Here is a 19,855-nt window from a genome sequence, read left to right as displayed (position 1 = left end):
TCATGGCATTGCTGACCCCCCTGCTGGTGGCGACGGCGGAACGCACGCTCAACCGCCTGCTCGCCCGTGACCCCGCCTCCGCCATGCGCCTGAATGCGCTTGCCGGCAGACGCCTGCTGCTGCGCCTGGAGCGCCCCGCCTTCGACCTGCTGGTGCACTTCGACCTGCAGGGGCTGCATCTGCTGCGCCTGCCCGAGGCCAACGAGAGCGACGGCGACGTGGTGGTGGAGCTGGACATGGAAACTGCCGCGGCACTGCTGTCCGGTGAGCCCATCGAGCGCTTGATGTTCGAGGGCCGCCTGGCCGTGCGTGGCCGTCTGCACCTGCTGGAAAGCGCACGGGATCTGGTGATGGATCTCGATCTCGACTGGGAAGGGGCCTTGAGCGAATGGTTCGGCGAGACTCCCGGTCATAGTCTGGCCACCGGCCTGCGCAGCCTCGGTCGCTTCGGGCTGACCAGCCGCCGTGAGCTGGAGCTGGATCTGCGAGAGTATCTGACCGAGGAAGCACGCTGGCTGCCCGGCCATGCCCAGCTGCAGGTCGCACGGGACGAGCTGACCGAGCTGACCCAGTGCCTGGATCGCACCGAGGCACGCCTGGCGCGCCTGCGACGCCATCTGGAGGCCGTCACCACGCCACGGTCCGCTGATCGGGAGTGCCAGCCGTCGTGAGACTCTATCGCCTGCTGAGCATCCTGTGGGTCATCGCCCGCTATCGACTGGATGATCTGATCCCGCTGTCTCGCGTACCTGCGCTGCTGCGGCCGCTGGTCAAGCTCTCACCGCTGCGCCTGCTGCCTGTCGGCAAGCGCTCGCGTGGTGAGCGCCTGCGGCTGGCACTCGAAGCGCTGGGCCCGATCTTCATCAAGTTCGGCCAGATGCTCTCGACTCGTCGTGACCTGCTGCCACCGGACGTCGCCGATGAGCTCAAGCGCCTGCAGGACCAGGTGCCGCCCTTCGAGAACGAGGTGGCGCGCGAACTGGTCGAGCAGGAGCTGGGCATGCCGGTCGAGGAAGCCTTCGCCGAATTCGAGGCGCAACCGCTGGCCTCGGCTTCCATCGCCCAGGTCCATGCGGCACGCCTGCACGATGGTTCCGACGTGGTGGTCAAGGTGATCCGCCCGCGCATCGAAGAGGTGATGCGCAAGGATATCGGCCTGCTGTATCTGCTCGCGCGCCTGCTGATGAAGCTCTCGCCGGAAGCACGGCGTCTGCGCCCCGTGGAAGTGGTCTCCGATTACGAGGCCACGCTGTTCGATGAGCTGGACATGCACAAGGAGGCCGCCAACACCTCCCAGCTCAAGCGCAACTTCCTCGATTCGCCCCTGCTCTACGTGCCGACCATCCACTGGCCGCTGACGCGCCGCCGCGTGATGGTGCAGGAGCGCATCCGCGGCATTCCGGTCGCCGATATCGAGGAGCTGACCGCGCAGGGCACCGACCTCAAGAAGCTGGCCGAACGCGGCGTGGAGATCTTCTTCACCCAGGTATTCCGTGACAACTTCTTCCACGCCGACATGCACCCCGGCAACATCTTCGTCTCGCGAGAGAACGCCCATGACCCGCAGTTCATCGCCATCGACTGCGGTATCGTCGGCAGCCTGACCCGCGAGGACCAGGACTATCTGGCGCGCAATCTGCTGGCCTTCTTCCGTCAGGATTACTACGAGGTCGCGGCGCTGCACATCGAGTCCGGCTGGGTCGGGGAAGGCACGCGCGCCAACGAGTTCGCCGCGGCCATCCGGGCCGTCTGCGAGCCGATTCTCGAGAAGCCGCTCAAGGACATCAGCTTCGGCCAGGTGCTGCTGGGCCTGTTCCAGACCGCGCGCCGCTTCAACATGGAAGTCCAGCCGCAGCTGGTCCTGCTGCAGAAGACGCTGCTCAACATCGAGGGCCTCGGCCGTCAGCTGTATCCGGATCTCGACCTGTGGGCCACCGCCCGCCCCTATCTGGAGCGCTGGATGAAGGAGCGCGCCGGCCCCAAGGCGTTCTGGGCCGAGATGGTCAAGCAGGCTCCGGAGCTGTCACATCAGCTGCCGCAGCTGCCGGTGATGGCCTTCCAGGCCATGCAGCGCATCGATGATGAACACCGCGCTCGACAGCGTCAGACCGAGGCACTCGCCACGCTGCGCGATCGTGTCAATCATGCGTCCAGCACCGGCTGGCGCTTGCGCGCAGGTGGACTGCTGATCGCCGTGGCCTTCGGCTGGCAACCGCTGATCGCCTGGGCCGAGACGCAGCCGATGATGGTGCTGGTCGGCGCGGGCCTGGGCATCGTGCTGTTGCTGTGGCGCTAGCCGCGCCCCCGCTTCGCTCGCGGCGCTGACCGAAACTTGCCGCCCCTCGGGGCGCAGTGCAATATGATTGTCATGTAACCCTTGCATCCTGAGTCGCCGGGCCTTGCCTCGCGGCAGTGCTCGATGAGGCAGGAGCCTCGGGCTGGACTCGCTGCCTTCGCTCGGGCCCGGTTGTCCGGCTGGCCGCGACGCTCCTGCAACGGTTCTCATGCAGATAAGGTTTTCATGCCAGACCCCATGCTTTCAGGAATGATGATTCATGAGTGATATTCTCAACCGCCTGTCAGACGTACTGGCAGAGCGGCGCGACGCTGATCCGACGTCCTCCTATGTCGCGAGCCTGCATCACAAGGGCCTCAACAAGGTATTGGAGAAGATTGGCGAAGAGGCCACGGAAACGGTACTGGCCGCCAAGGATTTCACTCAGGACGACGTGGACTCCCACCGTGCAGTGATCGGTGAGACCGCCGACCTGTGGTTCCACTCGCTGGTGATGCTTTCTCACCTCGGGCTGGACCATCAGGACGTGCTGGATGAGCTGGCGCGACGCTTCGGCGTCTCCGGCCATGATGAAAAGGCCGCTCGCGGTCAGTGATGATCAAGCAGACGACTTGCAGCGCAAGCCGATTTCCCTGGCAGTGGTGCTCTCACCCTGCAAGACTCAAGGCCTCGTGACCTAGTCCCATCGGCCAAAATGGAGAACTTCCCATGTTAGGTGGCATCAGTATCTGGCAGCTCCTCATCGTGCTCGGCATCATCATCCTGATCTTCGGCACCAAGAAGCTCCGCAACGTCGGATCAGACCTCGGTGGCGCGGTCAAAGGCTTCAAGGGCGCCATGAAGGAAGAGGAAAAGGCCCCCGAAGACACGGCTCCTCAGCAGAAGGTCTCCCACGGTGAATCCCGCGGCGATACCATCGATGTCGAGGCCGAGCGCCGCGATACCGCTGACAAGCGCTCGTAAGCCGCATGTTCGACATCGGCTTTTTTGAACTGGCACTGATCTCGCTGCTGGCATTGATCGTGCTCGGCCCGGAGCGTCTGCCCCGGGCGGCACGTACGGCGGGATTGTGGCTGGGGCGCATCAAGCGCAGCGTCTCGGGGATCCAGCAGGAAATCAGCGCCCAGCTGGAAGCCGAAGAACTGCGTCAGACGCTCAATGAGCAGAAGAAGCAGCTCGACGAGACCCTGGCACATGCCCGCAATGAGGCGCGTGAGGTGGAAACCACCATCACGCGTTCCTCGCCCGCGTCACAGGAGGATGCCAACGCCTCGCCTGCCGCCGACAGTGCTCACTCGACGACGGAGACGACCTCAGGCGAGCAAGAGACCTCCGCCACCCCCACCAGTGAGTCACGGGAGCCGCGTTCCTGATGAGTGATCCGCATGACCCGCAGCCCTCCGCCTCCGGCGAGGCTGCCCACGCCCCGCTCATCGAGCATCTGATCGAACTGCGCTCCCGCCTGCTGCGTGCGACTGTCGTGGTCCTCGTGGTATTCGCGGCGCTGTATGGCTTCTCCAATCAGATCTATCTGTATGTGGCCGAGCCGCTGATGGCCCTGCTGCCTCCCGGCTCTCAGATGATCGCCACCGAGGTGGCCTCGCCCTTCCTGGCCCCCTTCAAGCTGACACTGGTGGTGGCGCTGTTCCTGGCGATTCCGGCGGTGCTCTATCAGGCCTGGGCCTTCATCGCGCCGGGACTCTACGAGAACGAGAAGGCGTTGGCGTTGCCGCTGCTGGCCTCCAGCATCCTGCTGTTCTATGCGGGCGCGGCGTTTGCCTACTATGTCGTCTTCCCGCTGCTGTTCCAGTTCTTCACCACCACGGGCCCCGAGAACGTGGCGATCATGACGGACATCAATCAGTACCTGAATTTTGTCCTCAAGCTGTTCTTCGCCTTCGGTGTGGCCTTCGAGATTCCCATCGCCACCTTCCTGCTGATCTGGACGGGGGCCACGTCCGTGGAGGTGCTGAGCAAGAAACGCCCCTACATCGTGATCGCCTGCTTCGTGGTCGGCATGCTGCTGACACCGCCTGACGTCATCTCGCAGTCATTGCTGGCGATTCCGATGTGGCTGCTGTTCGAGGTCGGGATTCTCGCCGCACGCGCCTTCAAGCGCCGCCGTCCGGCGAGCGATGATGAGGCCTCGCAGCAGGCCCCCTGACGCGAAGTCTCGAGCAGACAGCGCCTGAACGATGACGCGCAAGAATCATGACGCAGGAAACGACGAAGCCCCCGCCAATGGCGGGGGCTTCGTCGTTTCCTGCTGGGTGCCGTGCGACCGTGTCAATCCTGTTGACTGGCCTTGGCCTGGTCTTCCTCGATCCAGCCGTTCAGACGCTCCACCAGCTTGAAGATGCCTTCGGCAGCCTCGGAGATGCGCTCTGCCTGCATGTAGGCTGGCGTCGTGATCACGCGATTGGCGGCATCAATCACGATATCCGTCACCTCACAGCTCTTGTGCAGACCGCCCTGGGCACTGATGGCGCCGGAGACTTCAGGGTCCGTGCCGATGGTGACCGAGATCCCCTCGCCCAGCAGCTTCGGCACCATCACCGGCGCGATGCACATCACGCCGATCGGCTTGCCGGCCGCATGGAAGGGCTGCACCACCTCGCGCAGACCATCCACCAGCGTCAGATCCGCGCCCTTGACGGCAAAGTTGCTGAGATTCTTGGCGGCACCGAAGCCACCGGGCAGAATCAGCGCGTCGAAGTCCTCGGCGGACAGCTCCGGCAACGGACGCACCTTGCCACGCGCCAGGCGAGCCGACTCGGTCAGCACATTGCGTGTCTCGTCCATTTCCTCGCCGGTGGCGTGGTTGAGCACATGATGCTGATCGATGTCCGGAGCGAAGCACTCGTAGCGGATGCCCAGCTGATCAAGCCGAAGCATGGTCAGGGTCGTTTCGTAGATCTCGGAGCCATCATAGACACCGCAACCGGATAGGATCAGGGCTACCTGCTTGGTCATGTGTTACTCCATTGACGGTGAACTGCTCGGCGGCTGCCGACAGGTCAGAAGTGACAGATTCGTACAGGAATCCGCTACAGGCAAGCACCATGTGAAGAGGTACCGGCTGGAAAGGACAGATGATGCCGGCGGCCTGCAGCACCTGGGTATTCGTCACTCCGATGCCCCAAGACTATGGGCGGCATGGCCACATCTCAAGGGCGCCCCTCGCGGTTCGGCGGGCAGGATGACAGTGCACACGACGCGACACCCTGCCCCATGCCGCGCCCCTGTTCCGACCTGCATGCACTGATATACTCGAAGGCATCGTGCCGACAGCTTGCTCGGCCAATCCCATCTCCTTCGGTCGTATGGGCGCCGTCTGACCTGTAATATCATTGAAATATTATAGACCTAGACTTCCAGCGTCCCTCACGGAACCGGAGCCTTAGATCCGGAGAGCCTCTCTTGAGCCAACGTACCCCACGCCAGTTTCCTGCGATTCGCATGCGCCGCATGCGCAAGGATGATTTCTCTCGCCGCCTGATGCGCGAGAACCAGCTGACGGCCGATGATCTGATCCTGCCGGTCTTCGTGCTGGAAGGTTCGCAGCGTCGTGAAGCCGTGACCAGCATGCCCGGGGTCGAGCGCCTGTCCATCGACCTGCTGGTCGAGGAATGCCGTGAGGTCCATGCGCTGGGCGTGCCGGCCATCGCGCTGTTCCCGGTGATCGATGCCGAGGCCAAGAGCCTGCTGGCCGAGGAATCCTACAACGCCAATGGCCTGGTGCAGCGCGCGGTGCGTGCCCTCAAGGAAGCCATCCCGACGCTGGGCGTGATCACCGATGTGGCGCTGGATCCCTACACCGTGCATGGCCAGGACGGCATCCTCGATGATGACGGCTACGTGCTCAACGACCGCACCGTGGACACCCTGATCAAGCAGGCACTGTCACACGCGGAAGCGGGCGCCGATGTCGTGGCCCCTTCTGACATGATGGACGGCCGCATCGGCTCCATCCGTGCCATGCTGGAACAGGAAGGCCTGATCAATACCCGCATCATGGCCTATTCGGCCAAGTACGCCTCCAACTACTACGGCCCGTTCCGTGATGCGGTGGGCTCGAGCGGCAATCTGGGCAAGGCCGACAAGCAGACCTACCAGATGGATCCGGCCAACAGCGACGAAGCGCTGCATGAAGTGGCCATGGATCTTGCCGAGGGCGCCGACATGGTGATGGTCAAGCCGGGCATGCCCTACCTGGATGTGGTGTCCCGCGTGAAGCGTGAACTGGAAGTGCCGACCTTCGCCTACCAGGTCAGCGGCGAGTACGCCATGCACATGGCCGCCTTCCAGAACGGCTGGCTGGATGCCGACAAGGTCATTCTCGAATCATTGATGTGCTTCAAGCGTGCGGGTGCCGACGGCATTCTCACCTATTTTGCCCGCCGGGCCGCGGAACTGCTGGCGGAGAAGAATCGCCTTTGACTACCCCGGCGACCGTGTCTGACCGGGGTCATGGAGTTGATGATGGAACAGACCCACAAGAACGCCATAGATGACGCGTCAGACACCTCGCTGGACACCGCTCCCCAACCGCATCAGGACGCTGCCGCCCCGGCGGCGTCCCGGGGGAAAGAGGGCGACATGGAGCTGGTCACCGACGAGCCGCCAGCCCTTGAACCTCCGCCCCTGCGCGTCAATCGCACGCGCAAGGGCATTCACGCCAAGGTCACGCCCTCCCCCGAAGCCGACCTGGCCGACCCCGCCCTGTATTTCAACCGTGAGCTGTCGAATCTGCAGTTCAACATCCGGGTACTGGAGCAGGCGCAGGACACTTCGCATCCGCTGCTCAACCGGCTGATGTTCCTGCTGATCTTCACGTCCAACATGGACGAGTTCTTCGAGATCCGCGTGGCGGGTCTCAAGCATCAGATCGCCTTCGACCGCACCGAGCCCGGCCCGGATGGCATGCTGCCCGGCAAGGTGCTCGACGAGATCTCGCGCATCACCCACGAGCAGGTGGAGCGCCAGTACCGCATCCTCAACGAAGAACTGATTCCGGCGCTTGAAGAGCAACACATCCGCTTCCGTCGCCGCAATCAGTGGAACGACGCCCAGAAAGCCTGGGTTCGTGAATACTTCGAGGAAGAGATTCAGCCGGTCATCAGCCCGATCGGGCTTGATCCATCACATCCCTTCCCGCGCCTGGTCAACAAGAGCCTCAACTTCATCGTCGAGCTGGAAGGCAAGGACGCCTTCGGGCGCGAGGGCGGCCTGGCCATTCTTCCGGCTCCGCGCTCGCTGCCGCGCTTGATTCGCGTGCCGGAAGCGCTCGCAGAGAGCGGCTATACCGAGTACGTCTTCCTGTCCTCGATGATTCATGCCCATGCCCAGGAGCTGTTCCCGGGGATGAAGATCAAGGGCTGCTACCAGTTCCGGCTGACGCGCAACGCCGACCTCTCGGTGGATGCCGAGGATGTCTCGGATCTGGCCTCGGCGCTGCGCGGCGAGCTGCTGGCGCGGCGTTACGGCGATGGCGTGCGCCTGGAAGTGGCGGACAACTGTCCGGAGGCGCTCTACACCTTCCTGCTCAAGCAGTTCGAGCTGGAGAAGCGAGACCTGTATCAGGTGAAGGGACCGGTCAATCTCAATCGCCTGATGGAAGTCATCGGCGACGTGGGCCGCGAGGACCTGCTCTACGCACCGTTCACTCCCGGCACGCCCAAGGCACTCAAGAGTGACAACAGCCTGTTCGATGCCATTCGCCGCGAGGACATCCTGCTGCATCACCCCTTCCAGTCGTTCTCGCCGGTCGAGAGTCTGCTGGCCGAGGCAGCGCGCGACCCGAACGTGCTGGCCATCAAGCAGACGCTCTATCGCACCGGAGCCGATTCCAACATCGTCTCCTCGCTGGTGGAAGCTGCACGCCAGGGCAAGGAGATCACCGTGGTGATCGAGCTGCGTGCCCGCTTCGATGAAGCCGACAACCTGCAGCTGGCCTCCCGCCTTCAGGAGGCAGGCGCCATCGTCATCTACGGGGTGATGGCCTACAAGACCCATGCCAAGATGCTGCACATCGTGCGGCGAGAAAATGGCGAGCTGCGCCACTATGCGCACCTCGGCACCGGCAACTACCACGCCAAGACGGCGCGCCTGTACACCGATTACAGCCTGCTGACGTCCAACGAGACCTTGTGCGAGGACGTGCACAAGGTCTTCCAGCAGCTGACCGGCATGGGCAAGCAACGCAATATCGAGAAGTTGCTGCATGCCCCCTTCACACTGCATGAGCGACTGGTGGAGATGATCGACCGGGAAGCGCGCAACGCCGAGAAGGGCAAGCGCGCCCACATCATCATCAAGTGCAACTCACTGACCGAACCCAAGCTGATCCGCGCGCTGTATCGCGCCTCACGCGCGGGCGTGCAGTGCGATCTGATCATCCGCGGGGTCTGCTGTCTGCGTCCGGGCGTTCCGGGCATCTCCGACAATATCCGCGTCCGCTCGGTGATCGGTCGCTTCCTGGAACATACTCGCACCTTCCACTTCCACAATGCCGGCCAGCCGGAGACCTGGTGTTCCAGCGCGGACTTCATGGAGCGCAACATGTTCCACCGCGTCGAGACCTGCTTCCCGTTGCTCGACAAGAAGCTGGCGCAGCGCATCCGCAAGGACCTGGACACCTATCTGGTCGACAACTGCCAGAGCTGGCGCCTGGAAAGCGATGGTCACTACACCCAGCTGGATGCCGGCGATGCAGAGCCGATCAGCGTGCAGGAAACCCTGCTGTTCGCCTACGCTGCCAAGGCCTGATCGCGCCCCGCTCAGGCCCGCCTCATCCGGCGCAGTCCAGATCACCTGACTCTCGGCCCTCACGCTTGCGTGGGGGCCGTCTGCGTTGAGCAGACAAGCCTTGTCCCAGTCCTCCTGTCCCGATCCTTCTGCCCCCCAACCAGACAATGAAAAGGCCCCCGCATCCTGGATGCGGGGGCCTGGCAGCTGACGATCGGATCAAGCGCTCAACGGATCAGACGCCGATCTGACCACCATCTTCACGCTGGATGACGACGGTCGCGGCGCGCGGGCGCACACTGCCGTCAGTTTCGGCAGTCGCATCCACACTCTGCGGCCAGTTGCCGGGATGCTGGATATTGACGAACAACGCCGTCCTGTCAGGTGTCGCGAAGATGCCGGTCACTTCACAGCCGTTCGGGCCAACCGCGAAGCGCTTGAGCTGTGCCTGGTTATCGGCACCAATCACGGCAGCATCCCCTTCGGCCTGCTGAAGCGCGGCCGGCACGACCGCCAGTAGCTGGTCATTGGTGGCGTCCGCCACACCGGCGTAGCCGTTGTCCGTCTGGATCCACAGGATACCCTGCTCGTCCTCACGTTCGTCGAAGTAGAGGCCATCCGGACTGGCGAATTCATTCATCTCGGTCAGGCCGGACAGGTTGTCGGCGTCACTGGCCGCCGCGCCGAACACGAAGATCTCCCAATCGAAGGCGGTGTGATCCCCTGCCTCACGCCAGCGGATGATCTGTCCTGCCTCGTTGCCACCGCGCGGGTTGGCGGCATTGGTCGGCGCCGTCTTGTAACCGACTCCCGGCTCCTCGATGGCCTTGCCGTCATTGGTGAAGGCAGCCGCAGTCCCCTCTTCGGTGCGCTTGGAGTTGTTGGTCAGTGTCATGTAGACCTCACCGGAAGCCGGGTCGACGGCACCCCACTCCGGGCGGTCCATCGGCGTGGCGCCCATCAGATCCGCCGCGTCCGCGGTATGGATGATGACGCCGGCCAGATCATCGGCCGCCAGGCCCAGCGCAGCGGCCAGCGTCCGGCCATCCCTGGTCACGGCATCCGGCGTCAGCTTCAGCCACTTGCCAGTACCGTCGGCGGAGAACTGGGCAACATACAACGTGCCCTTGTCCAGATACTTGTCACCGATCGTCAGGCGATTCTTGTCGGCTCCCGGCACGTGCGCATCGGCGGCCTCCCACCTGGCATCGGAGACGAACTTGTAGATGTATTCGTTGCGCGAGTCATGCCCTGAATAGAACACCACCGGCTCGCCTTCGACCAGCTTGCCCGGCCAGCAGCCTTCATGACGGAAACGTCCCAGCGCGGTGCGCTTGACGGCCTTCTCACCGGTGTAGGGGTCGATCTCGACGATGTAGCCGAAGGTACGTGGCTCATTGCGATAATCCTTGTCGGCACTGTCCGCCGTCGGCGTATTGTCGAAGCGCGCGAATTCGCCATCGACTTCGCTGGCATCTCCCGCGGCGGTTTCCCAGCCGTAGCGGCCACGCTCGGTCTCGATGCCGATGCGATCATCATCGCTCTGACGATCACTGCGCTTGACGAAGTACCCCGGCCAGTTCTCCTCACAGGTCAGGTAGGTGCCCCAGGGGGTATAGCCGTTGGCGCAGTTGTTGTTGGTACCACGCGTGCGCGTGCCATCCGGAGAGAAGGCAGTCTTGACGTAATCACTGCCTGCCACCGGGCCACTCAACACCATCTCGCTGGCGCTGGTATAGCGACGGTTGTAGCCGGAGTTGCTCACCACATCCCACTTGCCGCCGGCATCCTTCTTGACTTCGACGACGGTCACGCCGTGGGCATTGATCTCGGTACGCACTTCATCGGCCGGGCGCTTGCCGGACTCCGCATTGGTCGCGCCGCCCTTGGGCGCCCACAGGGCATCCTGATCGATGTACTCATTGTTCATCACCAGCAGGAAATTGCTGGAGGCGGTGCCTTCGCTCAGCGCGAAGTTGTGCATGCCGTCGTGATGCATGCCGATGCTGTTGAGCTGGGCCTCCGGCGTCATCGCCAGCGATTCACTCCACTGCGGTGCCTTGTCGTTGAGCGGGGTGCCCCACGGTGCCAGGACATGGGCGGTATACCCTGCAGGTACCACGAAGGCATCCGTGCGAGAGCCCTTGATGGACTCGAAGGCCAGCGCCAGCGGTGTCTTCGCCGGGGTCCCTGTGCTCTTGCCGCTGTCGGCATTGGCCGCACCGCTCAGGCCCGCCAGCCCGAAGCCGCCCAGCATGCTGGCAGCCGCCATGCCCAGACCACCCTGCAACACGCGACGACGGGAAAGGTGCTTGTCGATGATGGAAGAGAATGTCTCGTTGTGACTGGCATTCAGTAGGCGATGATCTTCAATTTCCTTGCTCATGCTGCTTCCCCGTAGTCAGGTTGCGGGTTGTTCTTTTCAGGCCTGGCCCCTGTGGGGCCGCCAAGGGCAACAAGAGTGATACGCGAACCAAATGACAGTCGTATGACGCGAACGATACGCCTCATGCAAACGACAGCGCCCGACGGTCGCATGACCATCGGGCGCGGGGAATTCACAAGCGCGAGACCTGCTCCGTCAGCCGTGAGGAAAGAGGGCTTCACCAGCAGGGTGGTGTCTGGGTCAGGCGTCTCGCAGACGCTCTGCCGCCAGACTCAGCAGATGCTCCGTCGTCTCCCACCCGAGACAGGCATCGGTCACGGAAACGCCATGACGCAGCTGCGAGAGCTTGTCCGCTGCCGGCAATGCCTGCTTGCCCTCGTTGAGATGGCTTTCCAGCATCACGCCGATCAAGGCGTCATCACCGGCCAGACGCTGGGAGAGCACATCCAGCATCACTTCGCTCTGACGACGGTGGTCCTTGCGCGAGTTGGCATGACTGCAGTCGACCATCAGTCGCGGTGTCAGACCGGCCCCTTCCAGCTCTCGCCGGCAGGCGGCCACCGAGTCTGCATCGTAGTTGGGCTGACCATGGCCGCCCCGCAGCACCACGTGGGTGTGGGGATTGCCCGCGGTCTCGATCAGCGCCGGGCGCCCGCAGTCATCCATGCCGAAGTGGCGATGCCCGTGAGCTGCCGCACCGATCGCCTGCACGGCGACCTCGACCCCACCATCGGTTCCATTCTTGAAGCCTACGGCGCAGCCAAGGCCGGAGGCCATCTCGCGGTGGATCTGTGACTCGGTGGTGCGTGCCCCGATGGCCGCCCAGCCGAGCAGGTCTTCCAGGTAGGCGGCGGTCAGGGGCTGCAGCAGCTCGGTCGCCACCGGCAGGCCCAGCTGGTTGATCTCGCGCATCAGCTCGCGCGCCTGACGCAGGCCGCTGGCCATGTCATCACTGCCATCCAGATGCGGATCATAGGCCAGCCCCTTCCAGCCCACCGTCGTGCGCGGCTTCTCGACATAGACACGCATCACCAGCTTGAGGCGATCACGGACCTGCGGTTCGATCACCGCAAGGCGCTGGGCGTATTCACGCGCGGCCTTGAGATCATGGATGGAACACGGGCCGACCACCACCAGCAGACGATCATCCTCCCCGGCAAGAATCGCGTTGATCTCAGCGCGGTGCTGGCGAATCTGGCCGGCCAGGTCAGCATCCACCGGCAGCTGCGCGCGCAATTCGCTGGCGCTGGGCAGGGCTTCACGACTGATGCGTCCGGGAGTGGTCGGTGTCTGGGCGGCATCGAAGCGGGTCACGGGGGTAGTCTCGGCGGTCATGGTGTCGACAGTGGTATCGGCTGTGTGCGGGTCATTCGTCAACACGCGTTCAAGGCTGGCGTTCATGGTCTTCTCTCCTGTGACGAAGCTTCGGCTTCATCACGCAATATTCACTCTGACAGACAGGGACTTCGCGAATCGTCACCCCGATGTTGCTCGCCCTGCCCCGCGGTGACAGCGGAAAGAGGCAGGACGCCGCTAAATCGCCAGCGCCAATAACCATGCACGACCCGAGCGGAAGCGAAAGACAAGCGGGTAGTCGGGATCGTGGTACGCATGGTCATTCCTCCAGTCATTCATGCTGCAATCATCGTTGGCACGTTAGGGTGGCACGCCTCTCTCGTCATGAGAGATTGCCGGGCCCAAACGCAAGAACCCCCGGTCGTGGCTGCGACCGGGGGTTCTTCAAGGTGGTGGCAGCCCGTACGAGACAGGCACGCCGTAACCTCAGGCGCGCCCCTGTGTAAACCAATACCAATAGCCGGCCGCACACGCAGCCGACGCCAGCTGACCCGAAGGGCAGGCAGCGGCAGTGCGAAGGCGGGAGCTTGAGGATTGATTCATGGGTCGGGCCGGTGTCCAGTGATGACGATGAAGCGTCGATGACTCTATCCTTGCACTACGAAACGTCGCACGCAAGCATGATCGGGCAACAAACCGTTGCCTGCACGTATAAAGAAGGACTATCAGCCCGGAGTGGCATCAGTATAACCTTTGGTTGTCGAACGACATGATCGGCAACGCGCATTCGTCCAGCGGTGCCTGACACCGCGCCCACAGCTTGGAATGCATGCATGCAGGATTCCCGAAATGAAGCACTGATAGAGTATCTGTCGGGATGTGCCCGGCAGGATGCCAAGGCACTGGATCGACTTTATCGCGCAACCAGTGCGCATCTATACGCTCAGTTGCTGCGTATCTTGAGACATGAGGCATCCGCGCAGGATTGTCTTCAGCAGGTCTACATCCGGGTATGGGCCGCCGCCGGCCAGTATGACGCCGGCCGCGCCCGCCCGATGACCTGGCTCGGCACCATGACCCGCAACATCGCCATCGACTGGATACGTCGACAGCGACCCAGCGAGCACGACAGCGATGAATTGATCGCTGCCATGCCCGGTCGAAGTGATATCGAGGCAGATGTCGACCTGGCCCAGCACAGTGGTGAACTCCACCAGTGTCTGGCCGAGCTGAATGACGATCAACGCCGCGCCCTGGAACTGGCCTACTTCGAAGGCCTCACCCACCAGGATCTGGCCAACCAACTGGACCAGCCCTTGGGCACCGTCAAGAGCTGGGTCCGACGTGGACTCGAGAGGTTAAAGACATGCATGAGTCATTTGATCTGAGCGATCCCGAACTGCGCGAAACCGCAGCGGGCGAGTACGCGCTCGGAACCCTGACACGCAGTGAGCGCGCCGCTTTCGAGTCGCTGCTCTCCGTGAGTCACGATCTGCAGCGCGATGTGGAGCGCTGGCGCGAACACCTGAACGTGTTCAATGAACAGCTGCCCCCTGTCGCGCCGCCCGCCGATGTCTGGCAAGGCATCGCCGAGGCGACGGGCACCGCTCGGCAGCCGTGGTGGCGTCGCCTGGGCCTGTGGCAAGGCATGACGGCCACGGCGTTCAGCCTCGCACTCGCCGTCAGCCTGACCTTCAGTCTGGGTCAGAACGAGAGCATGGAGAGCGACTACGTGTTCGTGGTCAGCAACCCTGACAGCAGCCCCGGCTGGATCGTCAATGCCTCCCACTCGGGTGAGATGATGGTCCAGGCCGTCAGCCCCAACGCCCCGGCCCCCGGCAAGGTCTGCGAGCTGTGGCTGATGGCCAAGGATGGCAAGGAGCCGATGTCACTGGGCATCCTGCCGCACTCCGGCACCATGAAGGTGGAAGTGCCGAAGGAATATCTGGCCGCCTTCCCCGACAGCGACCTGGTGATCACGCTGGAAAATCCGGGCGGCGCTCCCTCCGGTCAGAACATGGGGCCAACGCTCAAGAAAGGCCAGTTCACCGCCGTCGAAGGCCGCCACATTCTGTAGGCACTGCCTGCAAGCACTGGCGGCAAACGCTGCGTCACCACACGACGTCGCATCAACGAAAAGGCCCCCGCTTCTCAGCGGGGGCCTTTTTCATGCTGCTCTGCCGGGTCTCGATTTCTGGAGGCTACCCGGACACCGGCAGGAAGCACCCGTCACGTGAGATGACGTCCGCCATCCACCGGCAGTGTCGTGCCCGTGACATAGGGACTGTCCAGCAGATAACGCAGCGCCTGCCAGATCACCCCTGGGCCCGGCACACTCTGCATCGCAGACTTGGCCCGCGCTCGCTCGGCGTAGTCATCATCGTCGTCCGGGCGCAGCATGATCAGCGCCGGCGCGATGGTGTTGACCTGGATGCGTGGCGCGAACATCGATGCGAACGACAAGGTCAGATTTTCCAGCCCCGCCTTGCTGGCCGCGTAGGCCGCATGCTTGCGCGAGCCTTTCTGGACCACGAAATCACTCATGTGAATGATGTCGGCCTGAGTCTCGATACCTGCCTCCAGCAGATCACGCAGCGCCAGATTGATCAGATACGGCGCCTGCATGTGGACGCGAAACAGATGCTCGAACATCTCGCCGCGCTCCTCCGCCCCACCATCCGGCGCCCAGTCGCTGGCATTGTGCACGATGGCCCTCAACGTCGGCGTCATCTCACGAATCGTCGCGATGAAGGCCTGGATGCCCGCCTCACTGGAGAAATCCGCCTGGACGGTGCGGATACCCAACGCCCGCAGGGCATCGAGCTCTTCGCGCTCACGTCGGTAGCTGATGATGACGGGATGGCCATCATCCACCAGACGTTCGGCGCAGTAGCGCCCCAGTCGCTGGGCGCCACCGGTGATCAGGATGGGGGACTGACTCATTCACTCGACTCCTTCAGGCAACGTCAGGCAGCTTCAGCCGGATACCAGCGCCGGATCCAGCAGCGGCTCGCGTGGTGCATAACTGAAGACATCGGAGCTCAGCGCGCTGGCCTCGACCCCCAGCGGCGTCAGCGCATCGACACAGGCATAGACCATGCCGGGCGAGCCCGACAGATAGACGCGCTTGCCTGCCATGCTCTCCGCATGCGCTCGCAGCGCATCATCGATACGACCGATATGGCCATTGAAGCTTGCCTCGACCCCAGCCGCTTCCAGTGCCTGATGGTGGGCATCACCCGCCTCAGGCGCTTCTTCCAGTACCGGCACGTAGCGGAAATTGGGCTGACTGGCGGCCCAGTGGAGCGCGGCGCTTTCCAGATACAGATCCCGACGCTCACGCGCGGCCCACCACAGTTCGATGGGCTGATTGAGGCCGTGTGCAAACGCTGCCTGCAACATGGCATGCATCTGCGAGAATCCGGTACCGGCACAGATCAGCACGATGGGACTGGGGTCGTCGAGATCGAGCACGCATTCGCCATTCGGCAGGCGCAACTCCAGCTGATTGGCCGCGACCAACAGGCTGCGCAGACGCGCCGAGTTGCTGCGCTCCGGCCAGTGCTGGATGTGCAGCTCAAGCACGCCATCTCCCTTGGCAGCGTTGGCGATGGAGAACGGTACCCAGGTGGTGTCGTCGAGCTTCATCTCGAGATACTGGCCCGGCGCATGCGCCAGGGCCTCGGGACGTGCGGCAAAGCGCACACGAAACACGTCCGGGGTCAGGTCTTCCACACTCTCGACATGACAGGTCAGGGTCCGCGCCGTCATCGTATCCTCTTGTTGTCTGAAGCCTGCCGCGACGCCTGGCGCCGAGGCAGGGTAAATGCATGAGTGGTGATGGTCAGGTGAGACTCAATCCAGAATGCCCAGACTGTCCCAGCGCTCATCGACCCGCGAGACGATCTCGTCGCTCATCACGATGGGCTCGCCCCATTCGCGGTCGGTCTCGCCGGGCCACTTGTTGGTGGCATCCATGCCCATCTTGGAGCCGAGCCCCGCGGTTGGCGAGGCGAAATCGAGATAGTCGATCGGCGTATTGTCGACCAGAACGGTATCACGGCTCGGGTCCATCCGCGTGGTGATGGCCCAGATGACATCTTCCCACTTGCGGGCATCGACATCATCATCCAGCACGATCACGAACTTGGTATACATGAACTGGCGCAGGAAGCTCCAGACTCCCATCATCACGCGCTTGGCGTGGCCGGGGTACTGCTTCTTCATCGTCACCACCGCCATGCGGTAGGAGCATCCCTCCGGCGGCAGATAGAAGTCGACGATCTCCGGGAACTGCTTGCGCAGAATCGGCACGAAGACCTCATTGAGGGCCAGACCGAGAATCGCCGGCTCATCCGGTGGACGCCCGGTATAGGTCGAGTGATAGATCGGATCGCGACGATGGGTGATGCGCTCGATGGTGAAGACGGGGAAGGTCTCGACCTCGTTGTAATAGCCGGTGTGATCGCCGTAGGGGCCTTCCGGTGCCATGTCATCCGGATACAGATAGCCTTCGAGGATGATCTCGGCGCTGGCCGGCACCTCGAGCTCCGATAGGCCGCATTTGACCAGCTCGGTGCGCGAGCCGCGCAGCAGCCCCGCGAAGGCATACTCGGACAGCGTATCCGGCACCGGAGTGACAGCGCCCAGAATCGTCGCCGGGTCAGCCCCCAGCGCCACGGCGACCGGGAAGGGCTCACCCGGATGGGCCTTCTGCCACTCACGGAAATCCAGAGCCCCGCCACGGTGCGCCAGCCAGCGCATGATCAGCCGATTCTTGCCAAGCTTCTGCTGACGGTAGATGCCGAGGTTCTGACGCTCCTTGTGCGGCCCGCGGGTAATCACCAGCGGCCAGGTCACCAGCGGCGCGGCATCTCCGGGCCAGCAGTGCTGAATCGGAATCATGTCGAGATCGACATCATCCCCCTCCAGTACGACCTCCTGACAGGGCGCACGCTTGACCCGCTTGGGGCCCATGCTCATCACCTGCTTGAAGATCGGCAGCTTGTCCCAGGCATCACGGAAGCCTCTGGGCGGCTCCGGCTCCTTGAGGAAGGCGAGCAGCTCGCCGACTTCGCGCAGTGCCTCGACCGACTCCTGCCCCATGCCCAGCGCCACACGACGCGGCGTGCCGAACAGATTGCCCAGCACCGGCATGCTGTGGCCCTTGACGTTCTCGAACAGCAACGCCGGACCACCCGCCTTCAGGGTGCGATCGCAGATCTCGGTCATCTCCAGGTAAGGGTCCACCTCGGCACGAATGCGCTTGAGTTCGCCCTTCTCTTCCAGCGCCGCGATGAAATCGCGCAAGTCTCGATACTGCATGGGAGTTTCCGGTCGGCTTGATCAGGTTCCGAGCATACCATTGCCAGCCGATAGTCGGCAGGCCGACAACGCAAGACGCCCATCTCCTGATCAGAAGATGGGCGTCTCGGAAAGTGCGGATTCCCCACGTGATTCCGTCATTGAACGGAATCACGTGGGGGAATCCATGGCATTGCCTCGTCAACTCAGGACATCGGTTCAGCGGCGCTTCATGGCCTCGAAGAACTCGAGGTTGGTCTTGGTATCTTTCAGGCGGTCGATCAGGAATTCGGTCGCGGCCACGTCTTCCATCGGGTTGAGCAGCTTGCGCAGGATCCACATGCGCTGCATTTCATCTTCAGACGCGATCAGGTCTTCACGGCGCGTACCGGAACGACGGATGTTGAGTGCCGGGAAGACACGACGCTCGGCCAGCTTGCGGTCGAGGTGCGCTTCCATGTTACCGGTGCCCTTGAACTCCTCGAAGATGACTTCGTCCATCTTGGAACCGGTGTCGACCAACGCCGTGGCGAGGATGGTCAGACTGCCGCCTTCCTCGATGTTGCGCGCGGCACCGAAGAAGCGCTTCGGCTTCTCGAGGGCATGCGCATCGACACCACCGGTCAACACCTTGCCGGAGGACGGCACCACGGTGTTGTAGGCACGCGCCAGACGCGTGATGGAATCGAGCAGGATGACGACATCCTTCTTGTGCTCGACCAGACGCTTGGCCTTCTCGATCACCATCTCGGCGACCTGGACGTGACGGGCCGGCGGCTCATCGAAGGTGGAGGCCACGACTTCGCCGCGCACGGTGCGCGACATTTCGGTGACTTCCTCAGGACGCTCATCGATCAGCAGCACGATGAGGTGACATTCGGGGTTGTTGCGAGTGATGGAGGCGGCGATGTTCTGCAGCATCATCGTCTTGCCCGCCTTGGGCGGTGACACGATCAGACCACGCTGTCCCTTGCCGATCGGGGCCGTGAGATCCAGGATGCGCGAGGTGATGTCCTCGGTGGAACCGTTGCCGATTTCCATCAGCAGACGCGATTGCGGGAACAGCGGCGTCAGGTTCTCGAACAGGATCTTGTGCTTGGCGTTCTCGGGACGGTCAAAGTTGATCTGATTGACCTTGAGTAGCGCGAAGTAACGTTCCCCTTCCTTCGGCGGACGAATCTTGCCGGAAATGGTATCGCCCTTGCGCAGATTGAAGCGGCGAATCTGGGACGGGGAAACGTAGATGTCGTCGGGGCCAGCAAGGTAGGAAGAATCCGCACTGCGCAGGAAGCCGAAGCCGTCCTGCAGGATTTCCAGCACACCATCACCATAGATATCCTCGCCGCTTTTCGCGTGCTTCTTGAGGATGGCGAAGATGATGTCCTGCTTGCGCGAACGTGCCAGGTTGTCGATCCCCATGGTCTGGGCGAGTTCCAGCAGTTCCGGGACGGTATTTTGCTTGAGTTGGGTAAGATTCATCGGCTTGTTTGAACGTAGCTCGTGTCAGCAGGGCTGAAGATAAGAAGGGAATCGAGAAGACGAGCAGGAGGCAGAGACTGACACTGTACTGTGTGAGTGCAGGCTGATCTCGACAGCATTCCCGGGGGCAAGCGCCTGAGTGGAAAGAATACAGGTGCCAAAGGTTCAGGAAAGATCACTCACCACGGCCGTACAACGGATTCGGCAACGGAGTGTCGAGCGACTGCAGCCCGTCCGCAAGGACATGGGGCGTCGTGCTTCCTGACGTAAAAGTCTTCTCGATATGGAATCTAGCGGTATGAATCGCCTGGTGGCTGACCTGTGAATAGAAGGACAGAATTACCAGA

17 protein-coding genes are annotated in these 19,855 nt (G+C 62.8%); 10 read left to right on the top strand and 7 right to left on the bottom strand.

The features are described from left to right. Positions 1-2: 2 nt before the first annotated feature. From OW493_RS12185 to tatC, 6 genes are all read left to right on the top strand, one after another. Complete coding sequence (locus tag OW493_RS12185; RefSeq protein ID WP_084207833.1) at positions 3-671, top strand: SCP2 sterol-binding domain-containing protein; 669 nt, start codon at positions 3-5, stop codon at positions 669-671. Further along, positions 668-2,296: a ubiquinone biosynthesis regulatory protein kinase UbiB gene (gene ubiB / locus OW493_RS12180; protein ID WP_289864302.1), complete on the top strand. Its 1,629-nt coding sequence runs from the start codon at positions 668-670 to the stop codon at positions 2,294-2,296. The genes OW493_RS12185 and ubiB overlap by 4 nt, the downstream gene beginning before the upstream one ends. Before the next feature lie 259 nt (positions 2,297-2,555). Next, positions 2,556-2,891 carry a phosphoribosyl-ATP diphosphatase gene (locus tag OW493_RS12175; RefSeq protein ID WP_077377900.1) on the top strand — a complete coding sequence of 112 codons (336 nt, stop codon included), beginning with the start codon at positions 2,556-2,558 and terminating at the stop codon, positions 2,889-2,891. Positions 2,892-3,004: 113 nt separating this feature from the next. Then, on the top strand, positions 3,005-3,259 hold the full coding sequence (gene tatA, locus OW493_RS12170; RefSeq protein ID WP_084207831.1) for a Sec-independent protein translocase subunit TatA: 255 nt from the start codon (positions 3,005-3,007) through the stop codon (positions 3,257-3,259). 5 nt (positions 3,260-3,264) lie between these two features. Then, a complete protein-coding gene (gene tatB / locus OW493_RS12165) occupies positions 3,265-3,669 on the top strand; it encodes a Sec-independent protein translocase protein TatB (RefSeq protein WP_289864300.1) in 405 nt (134 codons plus the stop codon). After that, positions 3,669-4,460 carry a twin-arginine translocase subunit TatC gene (gene tatC, locus OW493_RS12160; protein WP_077377891.1) on the top strand — a complete coding sequence of 264 codons (792 nt, stop codon included), beginning with the start codon at positions 3,669-3,671 and terminating at the stop codon, positions 4,458-4,460. The genes tatB and tatC overlap by 1 nt, the downstream gene beginning before the upstream one ends. Positions 4,461-4,582: 122 nt before the next feature. Here the strand turns inward: tatC and elbB are convergent, their stop codons facing one another. Next, entirely contained in the window at positions 4,583-5,269 is a 687-nt protein-coding gene (gene elbB / locus OW493_RS12155; protein ID WP_077377888.1) for an isoprenoid biosynthesis glyoxalase ElbB, read from the bottom strand. A 447-nt stretch (positions 5,270-5,716) separates the two neighbouring features. Between elbB and hemB the strand changes: the two genes are divergently transcribed. Further along, complete coding sequence (gene hemB, locus OW493_RS12150) at positions 5,717-6,736, top strand: porphobilinogen synthase (protein ID WP_136939602.1); 1,020 nt, start codon at positions 5,717-5,719, stop codon at positions 6,734-6,736. Between the two features lie 159 nt (positions 6,737-6,895). Beyond that, positions 6,896-9,064, top strand: coding sequence for a polyphosphate kinase 1 (ppk1, locus tag OW493_RS12145; protein WP_077377882.1), 2,169 nt, complete (start codon positions 6,896-6,898; stop codon positions 9,062-9,064). Positions 9,065-9,278: 214 nt separating this feature from the next. Here ppk1 and OW493_RS12140 read toward each other — a convergent pair whose 3' ends face one another. Together OW493_RS12140 and OW493_RS12135 are read right to left on the bottom strand one after the other, a co-directional pair. Then, positions 9,279-11,429, bottom strand: coding sequence for a PhoX family phosphatase (locus tag OW493_RS12140; protein WP_289864299.1), 2,151 nt, complete (start codon positions 11,427-11,429; stop codon positions 9,279-9,281). A gap of 240 nt (positions 11,430-11,669) precedes the next feature. After that, positions 11,670-12,830, bottom strand: coding sequence for a 3-deoxy-7-phosphoheptulonate synthase (locus OW493_RS12135; RefSeq protein WP_289864298.1), 1,161 nt, complete (start codon positions 12,828-12,830; stop codon positions 11,670-11,672). Between the two features lie 728 nt (positions 12,831-13,558). Here OW493_RS12135 and OW493_RS12130 point away from each other — a divergent pair. Both OW493_RS12130 and OW493_RS12125 read left to right on the top strand, forming a co-directional pair. Then, the gene (locus OW493_RS12130; protein WP_077377876.1) at positions 13,559-14,113 is read left to right on the top strand and encodes a sigma-70 family RNA polymerase sigma factor; all 555 of its coding nucleotides are present in this window, start codon (positions 13,559-13,561) and stop codon (positions 14,111-14,113) included. After that, positions 14,092-14,802: an anti-sigma factor gene (locus tag OW493_RS12125; RefSeq protein ID WP_077377873.1), complete on the top strand. Its 711-nt coding sequence runs from the start codon at positions 14,092-14,094 to the stop codon at positions 14,800-14,802. Before OW493_RS12130 ends, OW493_RS12125 begins: the two co-directional genes overlap by 22 nt. Before the next feature lie 152 nt (positions 14,803-14,954). Here OW493_RS12125 and folM read toward each other — a convergent pair whose 3' ends face one another. From folM to rho, 4 genes are all read right to left on the bottom strand, one after another. Then, a complete protein-coding gene (gene folM, locus OW493_RS12120; protein ID WP_084207826.1) occupies positions 14,955-15,668 on the bottom strand; it encodes a dihydromonapterin reductase in 714 nt (237 codons plus the stop codon). A 33-nt stretch (positions 15,669-15,701) separates the two neighbouring features. Beyond that, positions 15,702-16,496 (bottom strand): FAD-binding oxidoreductase, encoded by a 795-nt coding sequence (locus tag OW493_RS12115; RefSeq protein WP_176494248.1) that lies wholly within the window; start codon positions 16,494-16,496, stop codon positions 15,702-15,704. An 84-nt stretch (positions 16,497-16,580) separates the two neighbouring features. Beyond that, entirely contained in the window at positions 16,581-18,050 is a 1,470-nt protein-coding gene (gene ubiD / locus OW493_RS12110; protein ID WP_084207824.1) for a 4-hydroxy-3-polyprenylbenzoate decarboxylase, read from the bottom strand. A gap of 198 nt (positions 18,051-18,248) precedes the next feature. Further along, positions 18,249-19,508, bottom strand: coding sequence for a transcription termination factor Rho (gene rho, locus OW493_RS12105; protein ID WP_077377862.1), 1,260 nt, complete (start codon positions 19,506-19,508; stop codon positions 18,249-18,251). Positions 19,509-19,855: the final 347 nt, after the last annotated feature.

The organism is Cobetia sp. 14N.309.X.WAT.E.A4 (genome assembly GCF_030397495.1).
GTDB classification, from domain to species: domain Bacteria; phylum Pseudomonadota; class Gammaproteobacteria; order Pseudomonadales; family Halomonadaceae; genus Cobetia; species Cobetia marina.
The sequence above is the reverse complement of the archived record's forward strand: the minus strand, read 5'-3'. Positions and strand labels throughout refer to the sequence as shown.